Below are 23,569 nucleotides of genomic sequence, written 5' to 3'. Positions count from 1 at the left end.
GCGAAGTGCGCCGGTACGTGTGCAAGGTGCTGCGTGCCGCTACTCGTGCGGGGTGTTGTGGACCTGTTTGTGGCCAACAGCAGTCACGGTCAGCACGGTGAACGCCGCGATCGCGACGGCGAGTCCTTCGTGGACCTGGCACAACGCGGCACCGGCGACCGCGCCGGCGACGATGAGCACGACGACCGCGATGCGCCGCTTCGCCCCCTGGCCGCGGGCGGATCCGAGCCGGGAGTCCGCCGCGAGGCCGGTCAGCGTGGAGGTGACGACGACGGTGGTGATGTCCTTCACGGCGAGGTGACGGGCCGTTGCTGCTTGCACTCCCATGGCCAGTGCGAGCGACAAGGCCATCACCGTGCGGAAGGTGGTGGTGCCGATCCCTGTGGCCGCCATGCCGAGCGCGGTGGTGGCCAGAAGCAGGCCGACGCCGGCCAACAGGCCGGTGTGCAGGTGGTTCCACCCCGGCGCGGCGGTCCGCCGCAGCACCCGTCCGGCTACGGCGGCTCCGATGAGGAACGACAGCAGCGCCACCGCCGGACCGAGCACTGGCAGGCCAGCGCCTCCCACGGCAGCCATGCCGAGGATGACCACGTTGCCCGTCATGTTGCCCGCGAACACCTGGTCCAGGCGTAGGTAACCGACGGCGTCGACGACACCCGTCGCGAAGGTGAGGGCGAGCAGGAGGTGCACCGGAGTCGAACGCCATCGCACGCGTCGACCGGCGGCGCTCACGACGCCCGTCATCGTCCCACCGCGTATCCCTGGGCACCGCGTGGGTTCGCCGCCGCTTGGAGGACACCGGTGCCGGGATCACGCGTGACGACCGACAGCCGCCCCTGGCTCCACGGTCCTGAGACGGTTACCTCGTGGCCTCGTTCCGCCAGTTCGGCGATGACCGCGTCGCCCACTCGGTCCTCGACGACCAGTCCGCCCGGCGCCCAGGTGCGTGGCCAGAAGGAGCTCACCACCGCGGTGGTGTGGAACGCAGGGGCGTCGATCGCTTCCTGCGGAGCGAGACCCAACGCGAGCGTGCGCACCAGGTACTGCAGTTGCCACTGGTCCTGCTGGTCGCCACCCGGTGTCCCCAGTGCCGCCACCGGAGTGCCGTCGCGCAGCAGCAAGGTCGGGCTGAGCGTCGTGCGAGGCCTTTTCCCCGGCGCCAGGCGTGACGGAGCCGCGGGGTCGAGCCAAGCCATCTGGAGTCGGGTGCCCAGCGAGAAACCGAGCTCCGGCACAGCGGGGGACGACTGGAGCCATCCTCCCGACGGGGTGGCCGAGATGATGTTCCCCCATCGGTCGACGACGTCGATGTGGCACGTGTCGCCTCTGGTCTCCCCCGTCTGCTGCACAGTGGGTTCCCCGACACCGGCCGCCTGGTGGGCCGGTCGCCGGGGAAGAAGTGGAGGTGTGTACGGCGCGATGCCGATGTCGCCAGGCCTGAACTCGGTCGACGCGACTTCACCGATCAGATGTGCGCGCTCCTTGCTGTACCGGGGTGACAGCAGGCGGCGCACAACGGACTCCGCGTCTTCCGGAGCCAGGTGTCCGTAGTAAGCCTCCCTGTCCGCCATGGCGAGCTTCACGGCCTCGGTGATCGTGTGGATTCCGAGCGCTGTCGACGGGTTGATCTGCTCGTCGTCGAAGTGGTCGAGCAAGGTGAGGGCTTGCAGCAGAACGGGGCCTTGGGACCACAGGCCCGCTTTGGCCACCGTCGTCCGCCGGAACTGCGCGGTGACCGCGGGCTCCAGCACCGGGGCGAAGTCCGCGAAGTCGGCCGCGGTGATCACCCCGGCGTGGTCGCCACCGGAGGAGTGCCGGTGCGGTACCGCCGCGAACTCGGCTACCGCCGCAGCGACGAACCCCGTTCTCCAGGTATCGCGCGCGGAGTGGATCCGTGCCGTCCGCGTGGCGCCGGTTCCGGCAGCGGCCAGCCTGTGCAGGGTCCGGGCGTAGGTGGCGTTCACCAGGGTGGTGTACGGCTGCGGAACGCGGCCTTCCGGCATCCACAGCGCGTAGGACGTCGGCCAGTGCTCGCGGAAGAGGCCCTCGACCGTGGCCAGGACTCGTGCCAACTGGGGCGCGACCGGGACTCCGCGCTCCGCGTAGCCGATCGCGTAGGCGAGGACGTCCGAGAGCTCCCAGGTGCCCAGCTCGGCGAGCAGCCACAGCCAGGAGTCGACCGCACCGGGAACAGCGGCGGCCAGGGCACCGGCACCCGGAACGTGGTCGAGCCCTTCACCCAGGAAGTGCTCGATCGTGGCACCTCGCGGAGCGTGTCCCTGCCCAGCCAGCACGAACGGTGACGTGTCCGCCGCGGTGGCGAGCACGGCGACGAGATCCCCGCCGGGTCCGTTGAGGTGGGGTTCGGCGACGTGCAGCACGAAGGCGCCTGCCGTGGCGGCGTCGAACGCGTTGCCGCCTCGTTCCAGGACGGACTGGGCCGTCGCGGAAGCCAGCCAGTGCGTCGACGCACACATGCCGAAAGATCCGCGGAGCGTAGGACGCGTGGTGTGTGGCGGAGCGTCGGTCGTTAGGGGTCGTGAGCCGGCCATGTACGTGGAACTCCGTTCAAAGGGCACTTCGTACGTGGTGCGCAGCGTGGTGAGCGGCCAGGACGTCGCCGCCGAAATCCGTCTCCGGGTCCCGCCACACGGCGTGCGCGTGGTTGGCACCGCGGTGGACGTTGGTCCACTCGACCAGCAGTCGCGGGCCTTGCAGGCGGTAGTAGTGCGGTTCGCCCGCCGTGGTCGAGCCTGCCCAGGCGAAGTGCACGGCGTCCAGCGCAGCCGGGTCGTCGTACCGGGCGAGCGGGGACACCCCCTCCGGTACGCGGTCGAGATAGGTGCTCAGCAAGGCCTTCAACAGTTCCCGCTGGGCGAAGTCGAGCTCACCGCCCGGTACTCCACGAGGGGCCGGGGTGAGAGCGAGTGCGCGCCGGTCCGCACCGTCAAGACCGGTGGCCGGCTGGTCGGCCCGTTCCGGGACATACGGACCACGGCGCCACAGCTCGCTGCGCTTCACCACGCGGTCCTCGACCTTCGTGCTGTTACCTGCCACGACGTCGTTGGGGGAACGGGACAGCAGTACCGCGCGGCCGGCGAGGCCGGGCGTCAGGGAGCGGACCAGGTCGCGTGCCAAGTCCTCCGCGGTTCCCAACGGGCGCAGTGCCGCGAAGCCCAGGAGCGGTGAGCTGGCCGGGTCGGCACCGAGGAAACACGGCGTGGTGGAGACGACCCGCCCGTCCACCACGAGGTTGTTGAGTGACACGTGGTGGCCGCCGAACCGCCAGCCCCAAGGCTGCCGGTCACCGGGTTCACCGAAGACCCGCAGGTAGTACATACCAGGGTCACGGGTGCGTTCTCGTTCCCAGTCGACCGAGAAGCCCTCGACGCGGTCGAGCACGTTCTCCAAGCCGAGCACGGTGGCCACGGTGTTGTAGCCCGCTTCGGACAGTCCACTCGCGACGACTCGCATCACCAACCGGTGCTGGGCGGGGTTCTGCTGGTGGAAGGTCAGACCGCCGTGGTCGGTGGGCGTGTAGAACCAGCGGGTCCGTTCGCCCTCGTCGCCGACACCCGGTGCCGGCCCGATGGCCACCGCGCGCTGCACGGGATCCAAAGACCCGAGCCAAGCCTCGGCTGCCTCCGCCATCCGCGTCGCGACCTCGCGGGCGGGGTCAGCCATCACAACCAAGCCGGAGCGGTCGCCTTGCCAGAGGCGGTTTCGGCTCTTCCTCTCTCAGTGCCACCTCAACTCCTCTCTTGAATGACACTCTTGTATGATTTGAGATGACTCTATCATATTACCGCCACGTTAGGACGACCCACCCGCGGGTCGACATCAAGGACGAGCGGACATGAGGTGTTCACAGAACAAGTTGACGGGCGACCGCACAGGCAGCCGCCACGACCTCGACCGTCTACATCAGACAGGAGAGTTCGCGCTCAAAGCTCTTCCAGGAGAACGACGAAGTCGCTGCCCGGCACGAACATCACTGGATCAGCCGACGCGCGCCCATCCGCGTAGCGCACCGCAGTACGCCTCGGTCAGCCGGATGATGACCTCACGTCGGGACAGGCCCCTCGCCTGCAGCAGGTCCTGGATCTCACGCGGATCGAAGATCATGTTGTTGAGGAACAACGCGTCCTCGAGCAGATCGTGCGGAAGACCGATGTCATCCAGCAGACCCCGAACGGGCTCGCTCCAAGCGTCCCGCATGGCGGCGATGATCTCGTTGCCGTCGTGCAGCCGCTCCAGGTAGCCCCGCCGCGACCGGAGTCGGACCAGTGCCGGGCCGTGCCGCGCGAGAAGATCCACCCACTTGTCCACGACGGCGTCGAAGAGCGGCCTGCCCTGCGCGGTCGACTCCGCGGTGAAGTCGCTGAGCTCTTCGACGACACTGAGCACGTACGCCGCGAGCACGTCCTCCATCGAGGAGAAGTAGCGGTAGGCGGTGGCCGGGCCGATCTCCGCACGAGAGGCGACCGCCTGCATGGTGAGCTCGTCGGGCGCCTCCCTGGCGAGCTCACCGACGGCTTCGAGGAGACGGCGGAGGTTGCGGCGAGTGTCACTGCGCAACTTGCGCCCCCCACGCGAGGCGGGCTGCTGATCGGACACGGGCCTCCCCTACCTCGTAGAACTGCAGGCCAAGGGTACCGTCTCTGATCACGGCGCATGTCACCGCTCGGAGATGCGCGGTGCGACGGCGCACGATTCCTCCCCGTCAGGAACTCGCGCCGCCGAGGTGGGCGACGATGCGATCCAGTCCGGCCAGCAGGTCGTCCTCGGAGGCCGCGAACGAAATCCTGATGTGCCCCTCCCCGGAGGGGCCGTATTCCGCGCCGGCCCGGACCAACACCTTCTGCTCGGCGAGTTCACGGACGACCTCTTCGGACGGACGTGCGGCGTCGTACCGCAGGAACCCGTAGAACGCGCCCTCCGGCGGAACCAGGTGCAGGCCGGGAACGCCCGACAAGCGTGAGACCACCAGCTCACGGCGCCGCCGGTACGTGTCGACCATGGCGCCGACGATGCCGTCCGGAAGGTCGAGTGCCGCAACGGCAGCTCGTTGGACCGCCGTGTTCACGGATCCGTTGAGGGTGCGGTGCGCGTGAGCCGCCGCGTCGACCACGTCCCGCGGGCCCGTCAGGTAACCCACTCTCCAGCCTGTCATCGCATACGTCTTGGAGAAGGTCTGCACGTGGACCGTCCGATCTCGCAACGACTCGATCGCAAGGGCCGAGATCGCCTCGTATCCCGGATAGACGAGGCGGTGGTACGCCTCGTCGCTGACGACCAGGACGTTCGAGCCGTCGAGGAGGTCTCCGAGGGCCTTGAGCTCATGCGCGTCATGCACGACGCCAGTGGGGTTCGACGGGTTCGAGAAGATCATCATCTTGGCACCGGGCAGCGCGGCCGCCAGCACGTCGAGGTCCCAGTGCAGGTCCGGGCCGAGCGGGACGAAGTCCACGGTGCCCCCGGCCAGGACGACCAGGTCCGCGTACAACGAGTAGGCCGGTTCCGGGATGACCACGCGGTCACCGGGACCGATCATCGCGAGCACAACGGCCGTCAAGGCCCCGGTAGCACCGTGGGTGACCAGAATGTCGTCCGGGCCCCATGCCCTGCCGGGGCGCTCGGGCAACCGGAGCGCGACCGCGGCCCGCAGTTCCGGCAAGCCTTTCTGGTCTGCGTAGTGGGTGTCTCCGGCACGCAGAGCCGCGACCGCGGCCTCGACCACTTCCGGCGCCGTAGGGAAGTCCGGCTCGCCCATCGCCAGGGAGATGGTGCCTGGCGGAGCAGGTGTGAGCGTGGGGCGCCGCGAGGAGCAGAGCAGTTCGTCAATGCGAAGGGCCGGCGCCGCAGCGATCATCGAGTCACCTCGGCGGCGTCTGTGCGGGCAGCGAGGATGCGTTGCCGGAGCACCCTTTCCTTCTCGCCGATCCCGTCGACCGCGTCGACGACCTCCCGCACCCGATGCCGCGGGACGACCACGACGCCGTCCGCGTCGCCGACGAGCACGTCGCCCGCTTCCACCACGACGCCGCCGACCGCAACCGGCCCACCGATGGAGCCGGGACCATCCTTGAAGGGACCCGCGGGGGTGACCGCCCGCGCGTATACGACCAGCCCCATCTCCGAGAGCGACTGAACGTCGCGAACCGCGCCGTCGATCACAGCGCCGACAACACCACCATTCACCATGATCTCGCCGATCAGGTCGCCGACGAGCGCACGGGTCAGGTCACCGTGTCCGTTGACGACCAGGACGTCACCAGGCGCGGCGTCGTCGAGCGCACGATGAATGGCCAGGTTGTCCCCTGATCGGACGTCGACCGTGAGAGCGTTGCCCAGCAGCGGGGCGCGCCCGGCGAGCAGCCGGATACCGCCGTCCATCACCGTCATCCGCTGCAACGCGTCGCCGACGTTCGCGGCCGCCACTTCTCCCAGCCGACGGATCTCCGCCGCCGGCGTTCGAGGCCAACTCGGCGCGATGGACACCCTGTCGGTCGGTGCGACTATGTACACAGCAGAACCTCATTCTCAAATGAGACACATCTATCACTAACCGACCGTAGTCTTCCCGATGTCCGACCGCAAGGCGTCCCAGCAGGTGCCGGGCGGTTCAGGACCCGCTTGTCCAGAACTCCTGCGCTGAACCCGTGAACGACTCCGGATCACCAGCGAGGAAGAACTCGTCCCACGTCGGGCCGTCCGAGAGCTCCCAGTGCTCAACGGCCAGGCCGTCCTTGAAGCGCCACGCCCCCATGCCGACACGAGTCCACGTCCAGTCACCGCGCGACGTGCGGAACGTGCCGTGGACTATGCCGTAGTAGTCATCCGCGAGGATCTGGTCGAACTGGACGGGCTCGACACTGGCATCGGCGAGACTCGCCCGCCGCTTCATGTACCTGCGCAGGAACTCCATCCCACCGGTCGCCGCCAAGCGCACGCCACCAGTGTGGATCACCAGGTCCGGAGACATCTTCTTCATCACCTCGGCCGTGTGCTCGTTCAGCAGCCGGACCCGCTCGTCCTCGCCGAGGCTTGAGTCGGCAGTGATCACCGCGCCGCCTCGGTACATGTCGGCCAGCCACACGGCGTTGGGGTGAGTGTCGGACAGCAAGGTCGCCTCCCGCAAGTCGATATGTGAGACGACCCTATCATTCAATACCTTGATATTGTTCGTCGAGGGACTGCTCCACGCAGACTCGAACACGCGGAGACCTTGAGCGCTTCGGCGGCCCCCGTGAGCCACGTTCTCAGCGACATGAGGTCGTCGAGGCTGCCAGAGAGCAGTCGGAGGCGTCGACTGTGAGGACAGCGCGCTGCTGTGCGCTTGAGCTCTCAGAGAGCGCGATTGGCCGCCAGCTTGGCCAGGATGTCTCAACAATCTCCAGGGAGTTGTGCACCTTCACCAAGGCGAATTCCGCTGCCCTGGCCACGACGCACAGGTCAATTCTCCAGCTAGCGACCGGTTGGGTCGAAGAACAGTCCACTGAGCACGGCGTTGTCGCCGCGGATGTAGCCTACCCTGATGCGCAGCAAACGGTCGCAGTCGTAGACCAGGTACTGGCCGCCGTGGTAGTCGTCGACCAACTGCACCGGGGTGGCGCGCTTGCGCGCGTCGTGGTCGAACACGGTGGCCGTCCGCCTTCGGCGACCCCGCCACCTGGGGCGAGGAACACGTAGTGACCAGCACCGATACCCGCCGCTACGGGACGGCGACCGTCCAGGCCTGGAACCGCCCGCACCCCAGACTGACCAGCCGCTGTGCCTGGGCCAACCACGCGGGACCACTGCCGATCATCGAGGGCACCGTTCTCCTGCTGCGGGTCGGACACCTGCCCAGCGGCAGGGTGAACAAACCGGTCTGGTTGTGGTGCTCCGGTGTCAACGCCACGTCCGTGGGAACGCCCCACCGAACCGGCCAGGTTGACCCCGGCACGAGGCCGGCGCGGGTTCCGCAACATCCACACGAAGACCGCACGTCTGACAACGACACCAAAACCCATCCGACTGGACCAGGTCGCCCACTCGGTTCGAGGAATCGTGTTGTCGCGCAAGGCTTCGACGCCGGACTCGTCCTGGCCACCGAGCAGGCCCACACACGACCGGCCAATCACAAGAAGGGCGCCAAACCACGCTGAACTGCTTGAACGACAAGCTCAGACTGTGTTTTAGGTAGTGAGTGAGTCTTGGGCGAGCAGCTCGAAGTACAGTTCCACGCAGCGCTGGCGGGCCGGAGAGAAGTCGTAGGGCATCTTGCTATTGGCTTCGGCCAAGCTCATGGAACCAGCTTCCCGCCTGCAAGAGCCGAGGTCCGCCTCATCATCGGCGGTAGCGGGGTGCAGGGTGTCCCAGGCGTCGAGGAGGGCATCGTCGTCCTTGTCCAGGCCGGTCTCCTCGATGACGGCCATCAGGGTGTTCTCGAAGGCGTGCCGCTCGGCGGCCACGTGAGCCACCCGTGGATCGTCGACGGCGACGCTGTCGTCGAGTGCCGCCTCGGCGCCGTCGATGCGGTCGGATTCCGCCCGCAGAGCGGGATGCGTGGCAAGGGCGATGAAGCGGGTGGCTTGGAAGGCCGCGCCGAGCGGGCCGAGCATCCGCTCGGTGACCAGCAGGGTGTCCAGGTCCGCTTGGCGCAGGGAGCCTTCGGGCAGGCCGGTGAGGCGTTGGGTGACGAAGTCGGAGAGCAGGCCCATCCGGCTGCCTTCGGCGCGCATCCGCCGCACGGCGGTCCGTTGCCGCCGCACTTCCGCCTCCTGCTCGGCGAGGTTTTCCTCCAACCGCTTCAGGGTTCCCGTGATGCCGTCTTCGCTGTCCGCGCCGTCGGGAGCCGTGCCGGTGGTGAAGGCGTCACGGATGTCGCCCAGGGCGATCCCGGCGTCGGCCATCTTGCGAATCCAGAGCAGGCGGATCATGTCCTCGTACCCGTAGCGGCGGCGGTCGTCACCGCCCCGCTCGGGCTCGGGGAGCAGGCCGATCTCGTGGTAGTGGCGAATCGCCCGCGGCGTGCTGCCGGCGAAGGCCGCCGCGTCACCGATCTTGACCTGGCGGGGTGGCATGAAGGACGGGTGCACGAGCGGGGACCTTTCCTTGGAGGATCGGGATGTGGGTCCACTGGACCACATGCCGCTGCGGAAGGTGCAACCCCGCGCACATCGCCAAGGCCAGGAATCGCGCCCCTCCCCAGCGTTGTACCTGCTGAAAACCTCATCCATGCAGGTGGCAGAGGGTTCACAGAGACCCATGCGCGGATGCAGTCGTGATCACGCTGCTGCCGATAAGCAGGCATGATGACCAGCCATGCTGCTTCGGCTGGCCTACCTGAACGTGACCAACGCGTTCGCCCTACTGCGCCTGCTGCACATGAGCGACCGCGACAAGGACGTGGAGATCCTGGTGCTACGGCACCAGATCACCGTCCTGGAACGCCAACTGGGCAAGACTCAACTACGGCTCTTCCCCGCCGATCGAATGTTCCTCGCGGCACTGCTGCACCGGCTCCCCCTGACAGCCCATCGTCAGCTTCAACTGCCAGTACGTCCGGAAACGGTGCTGCGCTGGCACCGAAACCTGCTCGCGCGCCGCCACGCGGCCAGATCTCGAGATCGGCACAACCGTTTGGGACACCCCGGAGGACGCCCGGCGGGACGTTTTCGCCTACCTTGGTTACTACAACCACGACCGTCTACATTCGACACTCGACTACCGCACCCCGCACGAAGTCCGCGTTGGCCATCGTCGAGGTCTCGCCCTCGTGTCATAAGTCTGGTGTCTGGACTTCGGGGACAACCTCACAGGACCGGAACCGCTGTCGTGACGCCGCCGTACCCGACGACGTGGATTTTGCGCCGTACCCGACGACGTGGATTTTGCGATCACGACCAGGCAAGCACGACAGAAGCTCACCCACGCCCTGGACGCAGAGGTCCTGCGGCTACTCCCGAGTGCTCAGTCGACAGCGTTGCTGTGGCTGGCCCGCAGGATCTCGTCGGAGAGTTCGGGCTCGACGTGGTGCACGGCTCGGGAGAGCATCAGTGCGCCGACCATTTCGCTGAGCAGGCGCACGGCCTTGCGACGGGCCTCGTCTGGGTCGAACTAGTCGCCGTTCTCCTCGGCGTCGCGAAGGAACTGGGCGGCGAACCTAACAAAGCCCTACTGGTACGACAGCCGCATAGCGTGATCTGAACGGCCAGCGACGGGATGGCGGTGGACCGGCGAGCGCCGCCGGTTGGTCCATCACTTCGGCGAGTAGTTTCCGGGTGTCGATCTCGATGGTGGCGGATGACCGGAGTAACGGCTCGATCTCGATACCAGGCGCAGTGGACCCGGCCGCCAGCATCTCCGCTGCCTGCCCCTCGGGTTAGACCGACTGGGGCTTCGTGCTCACGTTTCGCAGTCTTCGAGGGAGGTCAGCGAAATCGCCTCCTCATCACGAAGGGGTCTCGGTGCGTGATGCACCGAGACCCCTGGCTTTCGGGATTGATCCTTGCCGATCGCGCCGTCGACTCCTGTACCCGCGTCCGTCAGACGAACGGACAGCAACCCTTAAGTCACTGGTATTGGACCTAGGGGCAACCCAGGTATCCGAGCGACGACGGACGGTCGTTCCAGCCGGTGGTGGTGAAGTTGCCCCGAGTGCCGGGCGGCATGGTGTTGTCGGGATTTCCGCCGTTGTAGCCATCCGAGACGCAGAAGGTCTGGCCAGTACGGTTCCACCACGAACTTGCCTCGTTGTCGAAGGTTCCAGGATAGCAGCCTTGACCGGATCGGCACACAAGAGTCCGGAAGTCACTGGTGGCCCCGTTGGCAGCCCAGGCGAACCCCCCTCCTCCACCGTCGACTTCTACGAACAGACACAATTCTCCGGGTGAGCAGGCGTTCCAGCCCAACCCCGCGACGAAACTCCTCGGAGCGGCGAATGGGCCGCTTGACTGCCCCACTCCGTTGTGGGACATGGCGATCTCCGGCGAAGTCATGCCCGTTGCCCATGCCGGAGCACCGGCGAGCAGCGCCGCGCCAAGCGCCACGATCAGGGCAAATGCACTCCATGTGCGGTTTTTCCTTGATCCATTCATCATAGGCTCCCTGGAAACTATATGGAGACACCCCGACGGGTGCCCGTCGATTCTTACCGGAAACACCAGGCGATCAGCCGAGTTTACCCGGCACTGATCATTCAGGTAATTGATCAGCCCCGCGAGCATGTGCGAGTTGACGGTTCTTCACTTCGGCTGGCGTCAGCATCAGCGCTGCGCTCATCGGAAAACTTAAAAGTCGCCATAGCTACTGAATTATTAACACCAAAAACTTGACTAAAATGATCTTATTGGTGATCGACTGAAGATCGATTCACCAGAGCACCCCTCGTGAAGATGAGATAATGGTGAATGATGTTCGCTGACCACTGTCAGGCCTTTCGACCCACCGATTTTTTCGGTGGTGGTACGTAGCTTGCAGCGTTGGTGATCACGAACATGGCCGCGCCGACAGCGGTGACCCTGACGCGGCCCCGTTGAGTTGGTCCAGGTGAACCAGCCCGCAGGGGCCGGTCCGGTCATGTACTGACCCGTGGTCTTGGTCGGCACCACCGGGTGCTGTGTGCCGAGCAGCTTCTGACGACGGAGTTCCGGACGGCCTCGTAGGTGCAGGCCGCAGCCACGACGTCGAATGACGTCGCCGCAGGCGCAGCCTGCCAGTCTTGGTCCTCGTCCTACCGCCTTCCCGTTGGAACTCAGGCATTACGCCCTTGGATCCGATGTGACAAGCGGGTGGTCGTGCTTCCCGCCTCGATGAGAAGAGTGGACGGCCGATCGTGTGAACTGGTTGCCAGATTCCTGCATCACGCAGGTCAAACCGCTATCCATGGATGGGTAGGGAGTCGGCCATGGGGGTGAAGTTCGGTCTGCTCGGCGAGGTGACCGTGCGGGTCGACGGGCGGGCGGTGAACCTCGGCCCCCGTTACCGTTTTCGTGGCTCCTGACAAGGAGTCGTGGTCGCCAGGTCCGGCATGACTGACGCCCCCAGTCGAACCCATGATCCGGGGGGGTGGTGTCACTGGGCCTGGTGGCATCGTCGGAGGGTCTGCCGTGCCGTGAGGATGTCCACCTCCACGGCGTAGCGATACACGCACGCCAACGCGTAATAGGCGTGCAGCGCCGCGCCCTTGCCGCCGTTGCTCGACCGCCGCACCACCGCGGTCTCCCGCACGTGCTCGATCAACTCCTGCACCTCCACCACCGTCGGCTCGTCCAGCCGCCGCTCCCCCCACCACGTGACGATCCGGTCCCAGTAGGTGCCGTAGATCCGCCGCGACGGGCCCGGCACCCACTCCCGCACCAGCGGATCCACCTCCGCAAACGTCGGCACAACCCGCGCCACCGCGCCCGCCACGAGGTCCTCGAGGCGCAGGTCGAAGGTCTCCATCATCCGCAGCACGATCGCCACGTCGCCCGGATTCGGCCCGTTCCCGCTCACCGGACACCCCCATGTCCCGGCCCGGCGTCCGCTCCCCCGGTGCGCCCTGCCACACCGCGCGCTCCCCCGCCCGCTCCCCGGCCCGCCGCAGACTGCGCACTCGGGACGGCCCCGCCCAGCGGATGCATCGCCGCGACCAGCGCTCGAGGCCGGGGCAGGGCGTGGTCGAGTTTCTCCAGCCCGTGGATGATCAACGCCGACTCGTGGGGGACGGCGACGAGGAGGACTTGTTCGCGGGGTCCGAAACCGCACCAGCGGCGCACCTTCGCGGGCACCAGCACCATGCTCCGCCGGGTGAGCACCGATCCGCCCTCGGGATTGGCGCGCACGACCAGGGCGTGCCCGTCGGTGATGCCGATCTCCACGCGCAGGCCCGCGGTGAACCCGAGTAGGGCGAACAGTGGCTGGTCGGTGATGCGGCCGTCGCCGTCGAACACGGCGATGCCGTAGCGGCGCAGGTGACGCCGGCGGACGGCGGGCAGTTCGCCGAACTCCGGTGCCTCGGTGCGACGGAGATCCAATTCCCGACGTCGCGGGGACGCGGTGGTCGGGGAATTCCCGGAATCGGGGCGGGAACGATTCTCGGGATCGCGCGGAAGCGGGGATGCCGCGAGGGCGATTCCCGGAATGATGTGAGTGCTCACGTACGTGACCGCCCGGATCGGACGGTCACATCACGGGATGCGTCCCGTACTCCGAGGTACCGCCCGCTCACGAGGTGAGGCTGTACGAGACTGCATGATATACGGGATACGTCCCGCGTTTGAGTGACCGAGGGGGGACTCGTCTGCTCTAACGTGGCATACCTGCATAGAGCGGGTGTCCATGGGATAAATGATACTGCAGACTACGCCACATGGTCAACCAACCTACCGAGCAAGATAACCTCAGCGAGGCATTCAAATAATCCAGATCCAGCCAAGCGACTCGATTCACATCGACTACAGCCTGTCTACAAATCTCACAGATCCCTGCGCCGGTCGTTCTTTGCATGTTCAATATTGACCTCACTGACACAGCGACACCAATTTCACACTGGATCTCTTCACTTGCGCTCAACTTTCCGGAAAAACCATACGATCATCTACCTGAAGCCGTCGCAGGTCCCAACGACCAATGCTGTCATCGTGGGCAATTTCGCATACAAATTCTATACTACCCACCGAACCAGTTCCATTGGCAGCATTCACCGAGGCCTCGATGCAATACAGGGTGGACACATCAGACTCGACGGACGAGCTAGTGGTTGGCTCGCGGAATGCAGTCGAGCCAGCGTCTGGCGCGGCAGCGAAGACCGATTCATCCCCTTCATCCACAGCGAAGGACTGACCCACACCGTTCTCAGAGCCAGGGTCCATCTTCTCGCAGGCGAAGGCCACCTGCCCCTCGCCATAAGCGCACTCGACCCGATGCTGACCGAACTCGTCAAGGCCGGGGTAACCCACGCCTGCCGATCGCCCTACCGGGCAAGCAGTAGAGGCCCGCGACCAACTACCACCCGATGCCCAACAGCACCCCGCTGCGCGACCCCACCGCGACACCCACAGACTGTTCTGTACCCGCATCCTGGGCGGACTCGTCAACGAGTACAGATATGCCACTTGACCAGTAGCGATGATTTTCTCGAGCGGCACAGGGTCTCAAGATCGTCGTGTGGCAGGTATCGCCCGAGTTCATCGACGATCTTATTGCCCACCAGCCGGAATACCACGCGGCTGCGAGGCAGAGTAGTGCGTCACGCCCACAGGCCTACCTCGTCCATCAGCACAGCCAACTCCTGGGCGGCGATCTCCTCCTGCTCGGTGTCACCCGCTTCAGCGAACACGTCCTTGGCCTCGATGAGCCGCTTCCGGGCCTCGTCCAACGCCCATCTGCCGTCCTTCCCCTGCGCTGCCAGGTCATGCCCGACCTGGACGAGCGCCTTAACAAGGTCGAGGAGTACGACGGCGGCTGAGACGACCGCGCCTTTGACGGTGCGGTACCGGTGCGCTTCGAGCAGGTGGGTCACCGCGTCCATAGCCCTGCCTTGTGCCAGAACCGCTTTTCCCTGCGCATAACGGCCGGCACCCGCCAGCGTTGGTTCGGCGATCGATTCGGCGGCGCGGTGCGCCTTGCCCCCGTAGAACTCCATGGTGCGGTAGCGGGCCAACTGCCAGCAGGCGTCGGCCGCGGCGAAGGCCGTCGATGCCATCGACAGGGTGGCACCGAGGCCGGCTTGGACGCGGAGCGCCGGTCTCAGGTAGGACAGGGCTCGGCGCGGATCACCCAACACCAGGACACACCAGCCGCCACCCTTCAATGCAGCGGCCAGCTCGGCACGCCCGCCGCCGCGCAGCGCGAGGATCCTGGCACGGGCATAGAGCTTCCGCGCTGCGGCCGGGTCGTCCGCTCCGTACGCCGCACCGGCTTGCGCGAGCACGACGGTGGCGTGGAGGCCTGTCCCCTGTGCCAGGTGGAGAGCCCGCTCCAGGTGGCTGCCGCCGGGTTCCAGCGTGGCAGCCAGACACAGCGCGGCGGCCTCGTGGTCGCGGTGGCCGAGCCGCCGGGCGAGCGCGAGCACGCGGTCCACCTCGTCCGACCGCAGGTCGAACGAGGCAGACATCAGGCGTAGCGGGAGTTCGACCGCTTCCGGGAGATCGCGCGCCAGGACGTCGTCGAGCAGGTGGAGCCCGGCCGAGGCCAGGTTCCACTCGGCCAGGTAAGGCAGGACGAGCACGGACACTTCGGCCACGTACGCGAAGTCCCCGTCAGCGGCAGCGTCGCGGACGCACGCCAAGACGTTGTCCACCTCCAACCGGAGGGCCGCCTGCCCCTGTTCGTCGAGGCGCAGCGCGAGTCGCCCGGAGACCGGTTCCTCGCGCGGGTTCGGCACGAGCAGATCCCGGTAGTGGTCGCGGACGCGACGCGCGGTGACGGTGTCCCGGCACGGGTCCGCGAGTTCGAGTACTGCCGCGCGGCTGCCGGAGGTCCACTGATAACGGGCGTCACCGGCCAGCAGCAGGTGGGCCTGGCGGGCCGGGGCGAGATCCTTGGCCACCCTGGCCGGTGTTATGCCGGCCAGGGTGGCGGCGAGTTTCGTGTCGAAGTCGGAGCCGGGGTGCTGTGCGAGCAAGCGCAGAAGGCGCTGCGGGCGCGGGTCGAGCGTGCGGAAGCGGTCCTTCGCTGCCTGCTTGAGCAACCAGGTCCGCAGGAGGTCGTGTCGGAACCGGTGCGCGTCGCTCTCCCTGCGCAGCACGTCCCACGATTCCATCTCGTCCAGGAAGCGCACGAACCGGAACGGCATCTCGCCGCGGATGGCGAGCACGGCGCGTGCACCGACGAACCACACCCACTCGGAGCGGTAGCACACGTCCAGCGCGTAGGCGGTGATCAACAACAGGGTCGACGACTGCGGGTTGTCCTGCACCCACCCAATGGGCCCGAACCCCTCGCGGGCGTTCGCGGGAGCGGCGGTCATGATCAGGACGAGGAGGGTCGGCACCGCCACCGCTGTGCCGAGGAGCAGCAGCGACCAGGCCCGATCCTGCCCCAGCGTGTGCCGCGGGCCCGCTCCCAGGCCGAGTTCCACCGGCTGGTTCGGCGAGGTCAGGGGCTCCACCCTGCCGAGCACGTTCTCCTTGAACAGCAGGAGTTCGGGGTCCTCGGCCAGTCGGAAGGCGAAGAACCCACCCACGGCGACACCGAGAACCGTGCTCATGGACACCAGCAGGAAGATCGGATCGGCAACGAGCAGGTTCGGGAAAATGCCGCCACCACCGAGCGCTTGACGGGTGAACCCCGGTGAGAGCTGCCACGTCAGCCACGTGGCCGCGCCCAACGGCCAGGGCAGCGACGCCCCGATGAGTGCGCCTGTCGCGAACCGCCGCCACAGGCCCGGTCGAAGCGACCGGGCCGCGTCGCGGAGGTCCACCCGCCCGAGCCGTTGGGGCAGCAGCGGCGGGCGGAGACGATCGAGTTCCAGCCACGCCAGCCCACCGCCTGCCAAGCCCATCAACGCGGCCTGACCGGGTCCCACCCAGGCGGTTGCCACCGCCGCCACCACGAGTCCGACCGCGACGAACACGGCGATCATGAAGCGACCGCGCGGCACCGCAGACCTCAGTTCCCACCAGCGCAGGTCGGTCGTGCCGAGCCGGTCGAGGTGCCGCGCCAGGAAGGTAAGCCGACGCGACGTGCGGTCAGCGGAGTGGTCACGCACGGTCGGGTCCGGCACGTTGCCGCGCCTGCGCGCCACGGTGCGCAGGAACGCGCCGAGGAGGCGGTCTTCCACCGCCGCCCGGTCAGGCAGCCGTCCCAGCTCGGCGGGATCGCGGTCGCGGTACCCCTCGACCGCCAAGGAAAGCATGAGTGGTCGGGAGAGCGCCTCCGCCACGTGCGGGGTGTCCAACAACGTGGTCCACGCGGCGGCGCACCCGGTCCGAGACGACCTCGCCACCACCCCTGCCATCTCGTCCCGATCGATCGGGCGCAGCACGAGCACCGCGTCGATCGGGAGGTCGTCCGCGTCGTGCGGCTGGTCCGCGTCGTCCGCCCGGCACGTCACCACGAGGGGCGCGTCGTCTGGCAGCCAGTCGGCCAGTGCTTCGACGAAGACCGCCCTGGATCGCGCCGGCAGCTCGTCGAGGCCGTCAAGCACCGGGAAGACGCGGTGCTGCTCGACCAGATCCCGTGCGGTGGATCTCCGTCGGGCGAGGCCGGGGTCGGCGGCGACCAGCTGCCGCTCCAGCCACCGCGGGATCGACTCCCCCAGCGTCCAGGTCGGAACGAGCACCAGGATTGGCACCGGGTCGCGCTCATCGCGTTGCGTGACGCAGGCGATCGCGAGCCGCCGGGCCAGCGACGACTTGCCCGCACCGGCAGGCCCTGCGACGAGCAGGCACGCCCGTCGCCTCAGCAGCACCGCGGCCACGCCCGCCACGTCTTCGTCCGAGCCACCCCAGGGCAGGAGCGTCTCCTCGAGCCGCCGATTCACCGAGATCGTGTCCCAGGGCACCTCGATCAGCCGGTCGCGCCGCACACCGCGGTGGCGCAGCGCTCGGTCCCACGCGTCCTTCGAACGCTCGGCGAGGTCGTGTGCCACACGGTCGAGGTCGATCCGGGCCGGCTCACCGGAGGACGAGGTGAGGCGGAGCGTCGCCACTGCGCTGAGCACCGTGAGCAAGCCGACCGCGACCCAGGCCCACGCGCTGTCCTTGAGGTCCGTGGCGAGGTTGACGGCGATCGCGAGCCCCGACGTGACGACCGCAGCGATCAAGGCCGCCACCACCGCGTGCTTGGTCATCCGCTCGACTGTAACGAGCAGCAGGTCGACGTCTCCGCACATCTGCGACGACCAACCGAAAGGATGACACTTGGACTGGCGCTTTGCTCTCGTACGGGCAGCCCATCTGTGCCGCCAGGGGCAAGTAAAGATCAACCATCCCTCTGGACTGCAGTTTTACTGATCTTACTGGTCAGACACGTCAGTCACAGCAGGCGATGTGCCGCAAACTACCGTAACCGGATCGTCCAAGTAGGACCGCGTTGGCTAGCGCTGGATGAACGCCCAGGTCATGTGGGTGCAACTGGCGGACCGGCAGCCGGTCTGCCAGCAACCTTTCAACATGCAATATCGGCATTGACCTGCGAAAACATCACTTAAGTTAGTGGTATTGACCCATGTGGTGCATGGCCGGCGTCTACATTCTACTTTGCGGTTGTTGCATCAACCGGCGTGGTTACGTTTGCTCGACCAGCGTAGTCCTCATCTCGTCATTTTCTTATGTTCCTCGGCCTTCTGGTCCGGCGTTTGGAGTAGCGGGGTGGACGTATGAGGTAACTGGAGGGCTTCTTCGCCAAGTTGGTGACAGGGATGTTTGGGGGTCGGTAGGTTTGGAGGTTGCACCTTCTTTGTTTCCTGATGTTGACCAGGAAGGCCAATGTGGGCAAGGGCGATACGCACAACGAGTTACCCGGTTCTGCCACCAATGTCGTGCAGGCTCGTGACATCACTGGCGGCTTGCACATACATCACATTGCTGGTAGTGAGCTGCCGGTTCCGAGACAGTTGCCGCCTGATGTCAGGCACTTCGTCGATCGGGAGAAACACATAGCGCGTTTGCATGTCTGGCTTGACACGCCACATGACCGCGCGGCACCGGCTGAAGTGATCGCGGGGACTGGCGGGGTGGGCAAGACGACACTCGCGGCGCATTGGGCGCATCAGGTGCGGGAACGGTTTCCGGACGGCGACCTTTACCTCGACCTGCGGGGCTACCACGTGGAACGTTCGCTCAGCGCTTCCGAAGGGCTCGACCATGTGCTGCGCGCGCTCGGTGTGGCCGGGGAGCGGCTTCCGGTTGCACTGGACGCCAAGGCTGCCCTCTACCGCTCCATGCTGCATGGCCGGCGGATCCTGGTAGTACTGGACAATGCCGCGACGGCCGAGCAGATTCGTCCGTTGTTGCCTGGCTCGCCGACCTGTCGAGTAGTGGTCACCAGTCGCAGCCACCTGACTGGGCTGATGATCAAAGAAGGAGCACACCGCATGCCGTTGGACATCCTGTCGCCGGAACGTGCGATCGAACTGCTCGAACAGGTCGTCGGTGACCGTGTCCGCGACGATCCCACCAGCACCGCCAAGCTGGCCGGATACTGCGACCACCTGCCACTGGCCTTGCGGGTTGCGGCGGAACGCCTAGTGGCAAGCCCTCATCTCACGGTCGCCGACCTTGTCGAAGAGCTCGCTGAAGAGCGTGAGCGACTTAACGCGCTTGACACAGGGGACGACGAGTTCACGAATGTGCGCGCCGTGTTCTCCTGGTCCTACCATTCACTCCAGCCGGATGCCGCGCGTATGTTCCGGTTGCTGGGCCTGGTCAGCGGCCCGGACATCAGTAGTGCCGCCGCAGCTGTGCTGGCCGGGGTCACGGCGCTGAAAGCCCGGCGGCTGTTAGACAAGTTGGTGGGCGCACATCTACTGCAGGTCAACGGCCCGTACCGCTTTCGTTTTCATGACCTGTTGCGTGTCTACGCCGCGCAGTGCGCCGAGTACGAAGAGTCCGAAACAGACCACCAGGCCGCGTTGCATCGCCTTTTCACCTGGTATGCGTACTCCAGCGAGGCCGCAGCCCAGGTCATCACTCCGCATTTCTCTCGTATCCCGATCAGCATTCCCGAGCCCATCGCTCCCGCGCCAGCCTTTCCCGACCGGCTGACGGCCCTCCACTGGTGTGGCTCCGAGCAGGCGAACCTGGTGGCCGCGATCCGCCAGGCAGCCGAAATGGGCGAGCACACCCTCGCCTGGCAGATGCCTGTCGCGCTGTTCGCGTTCTGCCTTGTCCGCAGGCCACTGGCCGACTGGGTGACCACCCATCAAGTCGGCTTGGCGTCGGCGCGGCACGACGACGATCGGCTTGCCGAGGCGTGGCTGCAGAACAGCATCGCGCTCGCCCACCGCGAACTGCGGCAGTACGAGACCGCACTGAAGTACTTCCAATTGGCGCTCGCCGGTTGGCGCGAGACCGGGGTTCGATGGGGCGAAGCATGGGCCCTGCGCGACATCGGCGGTGTCTACAACCTACTTGGCCGGAATGCCGAAGCCGTCGCCACGCTCCATGAATCCCTGACGATCCACCTCGAGGAAAGCGACGCCTGGGGTGAAGCGACGGCTTTGAACCTGCTGGCGCGGGCGCACCACAGTCTCGGCGAGTTCGACCAGGCGCTGCCCAAGCTGCACCGAGCACTCGAGATCCGCCGTGACCACGGGGACCAGCGAAACGTCGGCAACACGCTGAACGACCTCAGCTTGGTCCACGACAGCCTCGGCCAGTTTGACCAAGCGATCGCATATGCCGAGGAGGCACTCGCCATCCACCGCACCGTCGAGTACTGGCACGGCGAAGCGATAGCCCACGAGCGCCTCGGAGCCGTCCTCGACCACACCGGCCACGCGGAAGCGGCCACCGAGCACTGGCGTGCCGCGCTCACGCTGTACAACAAGCTCGGAGACCCGCAGGCTGAAGTCATCCGGATCCGTTCGAGGGGGTAGCCCGGAGCGGGACTTCACCTCGGCTGCTGGACGCGGGGTTATGCGGCGTGGGTCGCCTAGCGGTGTTGGCAGCAGGCTTTTCTTGTAGTCGATCGGGGACCGCTGGCCGAGGCGGGAGTGGCGCCGTCGGGTGTTGTCTGCCCGTGACTGACCTGGCAGGCCAGTCGGAAGGGCGACCGCGAGCGGTTCCCACGCTCACTGTGTGACCGATCGACAAGGGAGGTGTCCAGTCTGGTGCCCCGGCAGCATCGCCACATCTACGCCGCAGACATTCGACGTGGCCTCCTCACCAGCGAATTCAACTGGCTCCGGAGTTGACCATCCATGGCGGTCATGCGCTGCGTCCCGGCCCGCATCCACCAGGTTGGAGCCGGTGCGTCGATGACAAGGCTTTAGCACTGGTTCACTCTCGTTACACCTTACTTGTCTTGCTTGCCGGACCCGAGCCGTCTGGCGGTTCCAACTCGTCCCGTCGTTGTCAGGGCTGCTTCCCACCCTCACCAGCGTCCCCTGGATCAGGCTGCCCTCAGCTTCGCCCAGGCTGCTGCGACAGCCCAGCAGCGAGGTCCCTTCACCTCGCTCGGTCACTCAGCGCCTCGTGGCGCACGAACCCGTCGACGCAGATCACCCGCCCGTCGCAGGGCGGATGATCGTAGAGGTCGAGAATGCGGTGCATCTTCACGAGGAAGTCCGGGTCGGTGGACGCTTTCCAGATGGTGGTGACCTGCCAGGAGACACCGGCGTCGCGCAGGATGCGGCGCAGCGTTTCCCGACTGACCGCGGCGACGGTGCCGCGGTCGAGCAGATGGTCGCGCAGCTTCGCCAGTGACCAGGTGGAGAACGCGCTGATGCCCCAGTCGGCGGGCTTAGCCCGGGCGATCATGCAGATCCGCGCACGGATCGCCTCAACGATCATCCGACTCCGCCCGCCGCTCCATCTGGTGATCCGCTGCAGTTTCCGACCCTCTTCCATCGATGACGGCCTGACGAACACGCTCGGACGACGAGCCACAGCCACCTCCCGCACGCGACATGCGGGACCAGCCTCGCCGATCAGCCCAACCGATCGATTACCGGGTGAACCCTCCGAGACGGGCCACTAGCCCCGTTCGGCGTACTGGCGGGCATTGCGCGCCGGCAGGTGCGAGGTTGGATCGGGTGCGGCACCGCGCCGGCCCTCGGGTGGCGAGCGGTGGTGCGAGCCCTGCGGACCCGCGGTGCCCATATGGGCTCGCACCACGCCCTTCTACCAGTAATCAGACCGACCGCCAGCGCTGGCTGTTCAACGCGAACGTCGAGCCTGACCAGGCCACGTTCGGGCCCTACCGGGCTCATGTTGTCGAACCCGGCACACCCAGCTACCCGGCCGGTCGTCGATCCGCACCACTGGCCGGCCATGTCGGGTCAACGATCGCGCGAGGTTCGATGTCGGGTCGATCAGCCAGTTCGGAACTGCACCCCGATGAAGGTTGCACAACGACAGCGGCTGACCCGCCGCCGACCGCGACCTCGCGGTCGGCGTCATGACGCGACGAGCCGAGCGCCCGCATCGCCGCAGGTGAGAACTGCTGCGCCACTCGAACGGGTAAATCTGCGCTGGCGGAGGTAGACATTCACTGGCGGCTGTGTGTAGTGTTCTCCTCGTTAGAAGAGAGAAAGTCAGTGGCACGGGAGATGACGAACTACCCGTGAGGTCAAGGCAAGACGGTCGGACATGCTGGAGCCAGGCAGAGAAGGGGCTTCGCGGCAGTGGACCAGGGGTTGCCGGCGGGAGTAGCGCCGGCGGCCGAGTGGAACAGCAAGCGCACGACCGCAGGTGAACGACAGTTGGCGCAGGACGGCCAGGTGTGCCGGAGCCGATCGGTCGAAGGGGCTCCAGGCAGGTGGTCAAGGATGGTCGGTGAGGTGATTCCGGCATGTGCATCAGGACCGGTGCCGACCGTCGCGTGAGAATGCACGAATTGGTGATCAGAGGAGAAGGGAAGGGTTGCACGCCATCGGATCGCCTGTTTTCGGCTGAACTCCGCCGAGCAGGTGCCGCGGTTCCATCGGATTGGAAGGTGGTCTTCGGTTACGCACACGCGATCCCCGCAGTGCCCGCTTCTAGTGCGGGTCACGCGGACAGAGGAAGCCGATCTCACGGTCGGCTAGGTGGACAGTGAAACCCAACAACCCCGGGGCCCCGGCGCTACTGCGCCGGGGCCCCTCGTGATGCGGAGGTTCGATGACCCCAGAAGAAAACGGTGAAGACCAGGTCCCGGAGCAGACGGCCGCGACCGACAGGTTCGACGACGACCACTACCCGGCCTACACCATGGGCCGAGCGGCGGAGATGCTCAACACCTCCGCCGGGTTCCTGCGCAGCCTCGGTGAAGCGAAGCTGATCGAGCCGCAGCGCTCGACCGGTGGACATCGGCGGTACTCCCGCTACCAACTGCGCTTGGCCGCCCGCGTCCGGGAACTGGTGGACCAGGGCACCGGACTGGACGCGGCCTGCCGCATCGTGACCCTGGAGGACCAGCTCCAGGAAGCCAGGGACGCCAACAAGTCCCAGCACCGGGCGGGCGACCCCTACCCGCCGCTGCGGGGCGTGTGACCCGCACGCCTGGGGCCAGGTCAGATCAGCACGGACGCCGTTGAGGCGACGACTCCGTGCTGATCCAACCGCAACGCCCCGACGCCGGTACTACCGGCTGGCACCGAACGCCATCGCAACGGCACGATCCGCACTGCACATGGCCGAGAAACCGAGGGCATTACCGGGTTGTCCTTCGCCAGCCTCGTTCGTCCGTCTGTGTCCAAGCTGGCACCGCATCAGGAGTGGCCGGTCTAGCGCTGACCGACCGCTGGTTCAGCTGGGCAACCCGCCACGTCATCAGCCCGGAAACTCACCCCTGAGCACAGCATGATCGACACTCTTCGGCCATCACGAAAGCTCCCGCCGCGGTGCGGCGCCCCAGGTCCACCCGAGGGCAGGCGTGACGGCGCTGTCTGTGAAGCGGTCTTACGCACGCAGGTGGTGCGAACCCGCGCGGGGTGCTGCGGGGCCAGGCGCCG

The 23,569-nt window shown here is 66.7% G+C and carries 17 protein-coding genes; 2 read left to right on the top strand and 15 right to left on the bottom strand.

Annotated elements, in window-relative coordinates:
- Window positions 1-39: 39 nt before the first annotated feature.
- The 14 genes from NZH93_RS43370 to NZH93_RS43305 form a co-directional block, all read right to left on the bottom strand.
- Window positions 40-744, bottom strand: a complete 705-nt coding sequence (locus NZH93_RS43370) for a YoaK family protein (RefSeq protein ID WP_259629177.1) — start codon at window positions 742-744, stop codon at window positions 40-42.
- On the bottom strand, window positions 741-2,477 hold the full coding sequence (locus NZH93_RS43365; protein ID WP_259629176.1) for a gamma-glutamyltransferase family protein: 1,737 nt from the start codon (window positions 2,475-2,477) through the stop codon (window positions 741-743). Before NZH93_RS43365 ends, NZH93_RS43370 begins: the two co-directional genes overlap by 4 nt.
- 91 nt (window positions 2,478-2,568) lie before the next feature.
- The gene (locus NZH93_RS43360) at window positions 2,569-3,684 is read right to left on the bottom strand and encodes a DUF3500 domain-containing protein (protein WP_259629175.1); all 1,116 of its coding nucleotides are present in this window, start codon (window positions 3,682-3,684) and stop codon (window positions 2,569-2,571) included.
- Between the two features lie 315 nt (window positions 3,685-3,999).
- Window positions 4,000-4,578 (bottom strand): TetR/AcrR family transcriptional regulator, encoded by a 579-nt coding sequence (locus NZH93_RS43355; protein WP_259629174.1) that lies wholly within the window; start codon window positions 4,576-4,578, stop codon window positions 4,000-4,002.
- A gap of 145 nt (window positions 4,579-4,723) precedes the next feature.
- Window positions 4,724-5,872 (bottom strand): pyridoxal phosphate-dependent aminotransferase, encoded by a 1,149-nt coding sequence (locus tag NZH93_RS43350; RefSeq protein ID WP_259629173.1) that lies wholly within the window; start codon window positions 5,870-5,872, stop codon window positions 4,724-4,726.
- Window positions 5,869-6,528: an RraA family protein gene (locus NZH93_RS43345; RefSeq protein WP_259629172.1), complete on the bottom strand. Its 660-nt coding sequence runs from the start codon at window positions 6,526-6,528 to the stop codon at window positions 5,869-5,871. Before NZH93_RS43345 ends, NZH93_RS43350 begins: the two co-directional genes overlap by 4 nt.
- A 97-nt stretch (window positions 6,529-6,625) precedes the next feature.
- Window positions 6,626-7,219: a hypothetical protein gene (locus NZH93_RS43340; RefSeq protein WP_259629171.1), complete on the bottom strand. Its 594-nt coding sequence runs from the start codon at window positions 7,217-7,219 to the stop codon at window positions 6,626-6,628.
- A gap of 248 nt (window positions 7,220-7,467) precedes the next feature.
- Window positions 7,468-7,641, bottom strand: a complete 174-nt coding sequence (locus NZH93_RS43335; protein ID WP_259629170.1) for a hypothetical protein — start codon at window positions 7,639-7,641, stop codon at window positions 7,468-7,470.
- Window positions 7,642-8,180: 539 nt separating this feature from the next.
- Window positions 8,181-9,083 carry a MerR family transcriptional regulator gene (locus NZH93_RS43330; RefSeq protein WP_259629169.1) on the bottom strand — a complete coding sequence of 301 codons (903 nt, stop codon included), beginning with the start codon at window positions 9,081-9,083 and terminating at the stop codon, window positions 8,181-8,183.
- Window positions 9,084-10,574: 1,491 nt separating this feature from the next.
- Window positions 10,575-11,084: a peptidase inhibitor family I36 protein gene (locus NZH93_RS43325; protein ID WP_259629168.1), complete on the bottom strand. Its 510-nt coding sequence runs from the start codon at window positions 11,082-11,084 to the stop codon at window positions 10,575-10,577.
- Between the two features lie 976 nt (window positions 11,085-12,060).
- Window positions 12,061-12,483 carry a hypothetical protein gene (locus NZH93_RS43320; RefSeq protein ID WP_259629167.1) on the bottom strand — a complete coding sequence of 141 codons (423 nt, stop codon included), beginning with the start codon at window positions 12,481-12,483 and terminating at the stop codon, window positions 12,061-12,063.
- On the bottom strand, window positions 12,480-13,004 hold the full coding sequence (locus tag NZH93_RS43315) for a hypothetical protein (RefSeq protein WP_259629166.1): 525 nt from the start codon (window positions 13,002-13,004) through the stop codon (window positions 12,480-12,482). Before NZH93_RS43315 ends, NZH93_RS43320 begins: the two co-directional genes overlap by 4 nt.
- 534 nt (window positions 13,005-13,538) lie before the next feature.
- Complete coding sequence (locus tag NZH93_RS43310) at window positions 13,539-13,928, bottom strand: hypothetical protein (protein WP_259629165.1); 390 nt, start codon at window positions 13,926-13,928, stop codon at window positions 13,539-13,541.
- Window positions 13,929-14,218: 290 nt separating this feature from the next.
- Complete coding sequence (locus NZH93_RS43305; RefSeq protein WP_259629164.1) at window positions 14,219-17,764, bottom strand: NACHT domain-containing protein; 3,546 nt, start codon at window positions 17,762-17,764, stop codon at window positions 14,219-14,221.
- A gap of 618 nt (window positions 17,765-18,382) precedes the next feature.
- Here NZH93_RS43305 and NZH93_RS43300 point away from each other — a divergent pair.
- The gene (locus NZH93_RS43300) at window positions 18,383-20,512 is read left to right on the top strand and encodes an ATP-binding protein (protein ID WP_259629163.1); all 2,130 of its coding nucleotides are present in this window, start codon (window positions 18,383-18,385) and stop codon (window positions 20,510-20,512) included.
- A 571-nt stretch (window positions 20,513-21,083) separates the two neighbouring features.
- Here the strand turns inward: NZH93_RS43300 and NZH93_RS43295 are convergent.
- Window positions 21,084-21,428, bottom strand: a complete 345-nt coding sequence (locus NZH93_RS43295) for a hypothetical protein (RefSeq protein WP_259629162.1) — start codon at window positions 21,426-21,428, stop codon at window positions 21,084-21,086.
- A 1,308-nt stretch (window positions 21,429-22,736) separates the two neighbouring features.
- Between NZH93_RS43295 and NZH93_RS43290 the strand changes: the two genes are divergently transcribed.
- A complete protein-coding gene (locus NZH93_RS43290) occupies window positions 22,737-23,108 on the top strand; it encodes a helix-turn-helix domain-containing protein (RefSeq protein WP_259629161.1) in 372 nt (123 codons plus the stop codon).
- The last annotated feature ends 461 nt before the right edge of the window (window positions 23,109-23,569 follow it).

The organism is Umezawaea endophytica (assembly GCF_025061645.1).
In the GTDB taxonomy this organism is placed as follows: Bacteria; Actinomycetota; Actinomycetes; order Mycobacteriales; family Pseudonocardiaceae; genus Umezawaea; species Umezawaea endophytica.
This window is presented reverse-complemented; position numbering and strand designations above follow the sequence as displayed.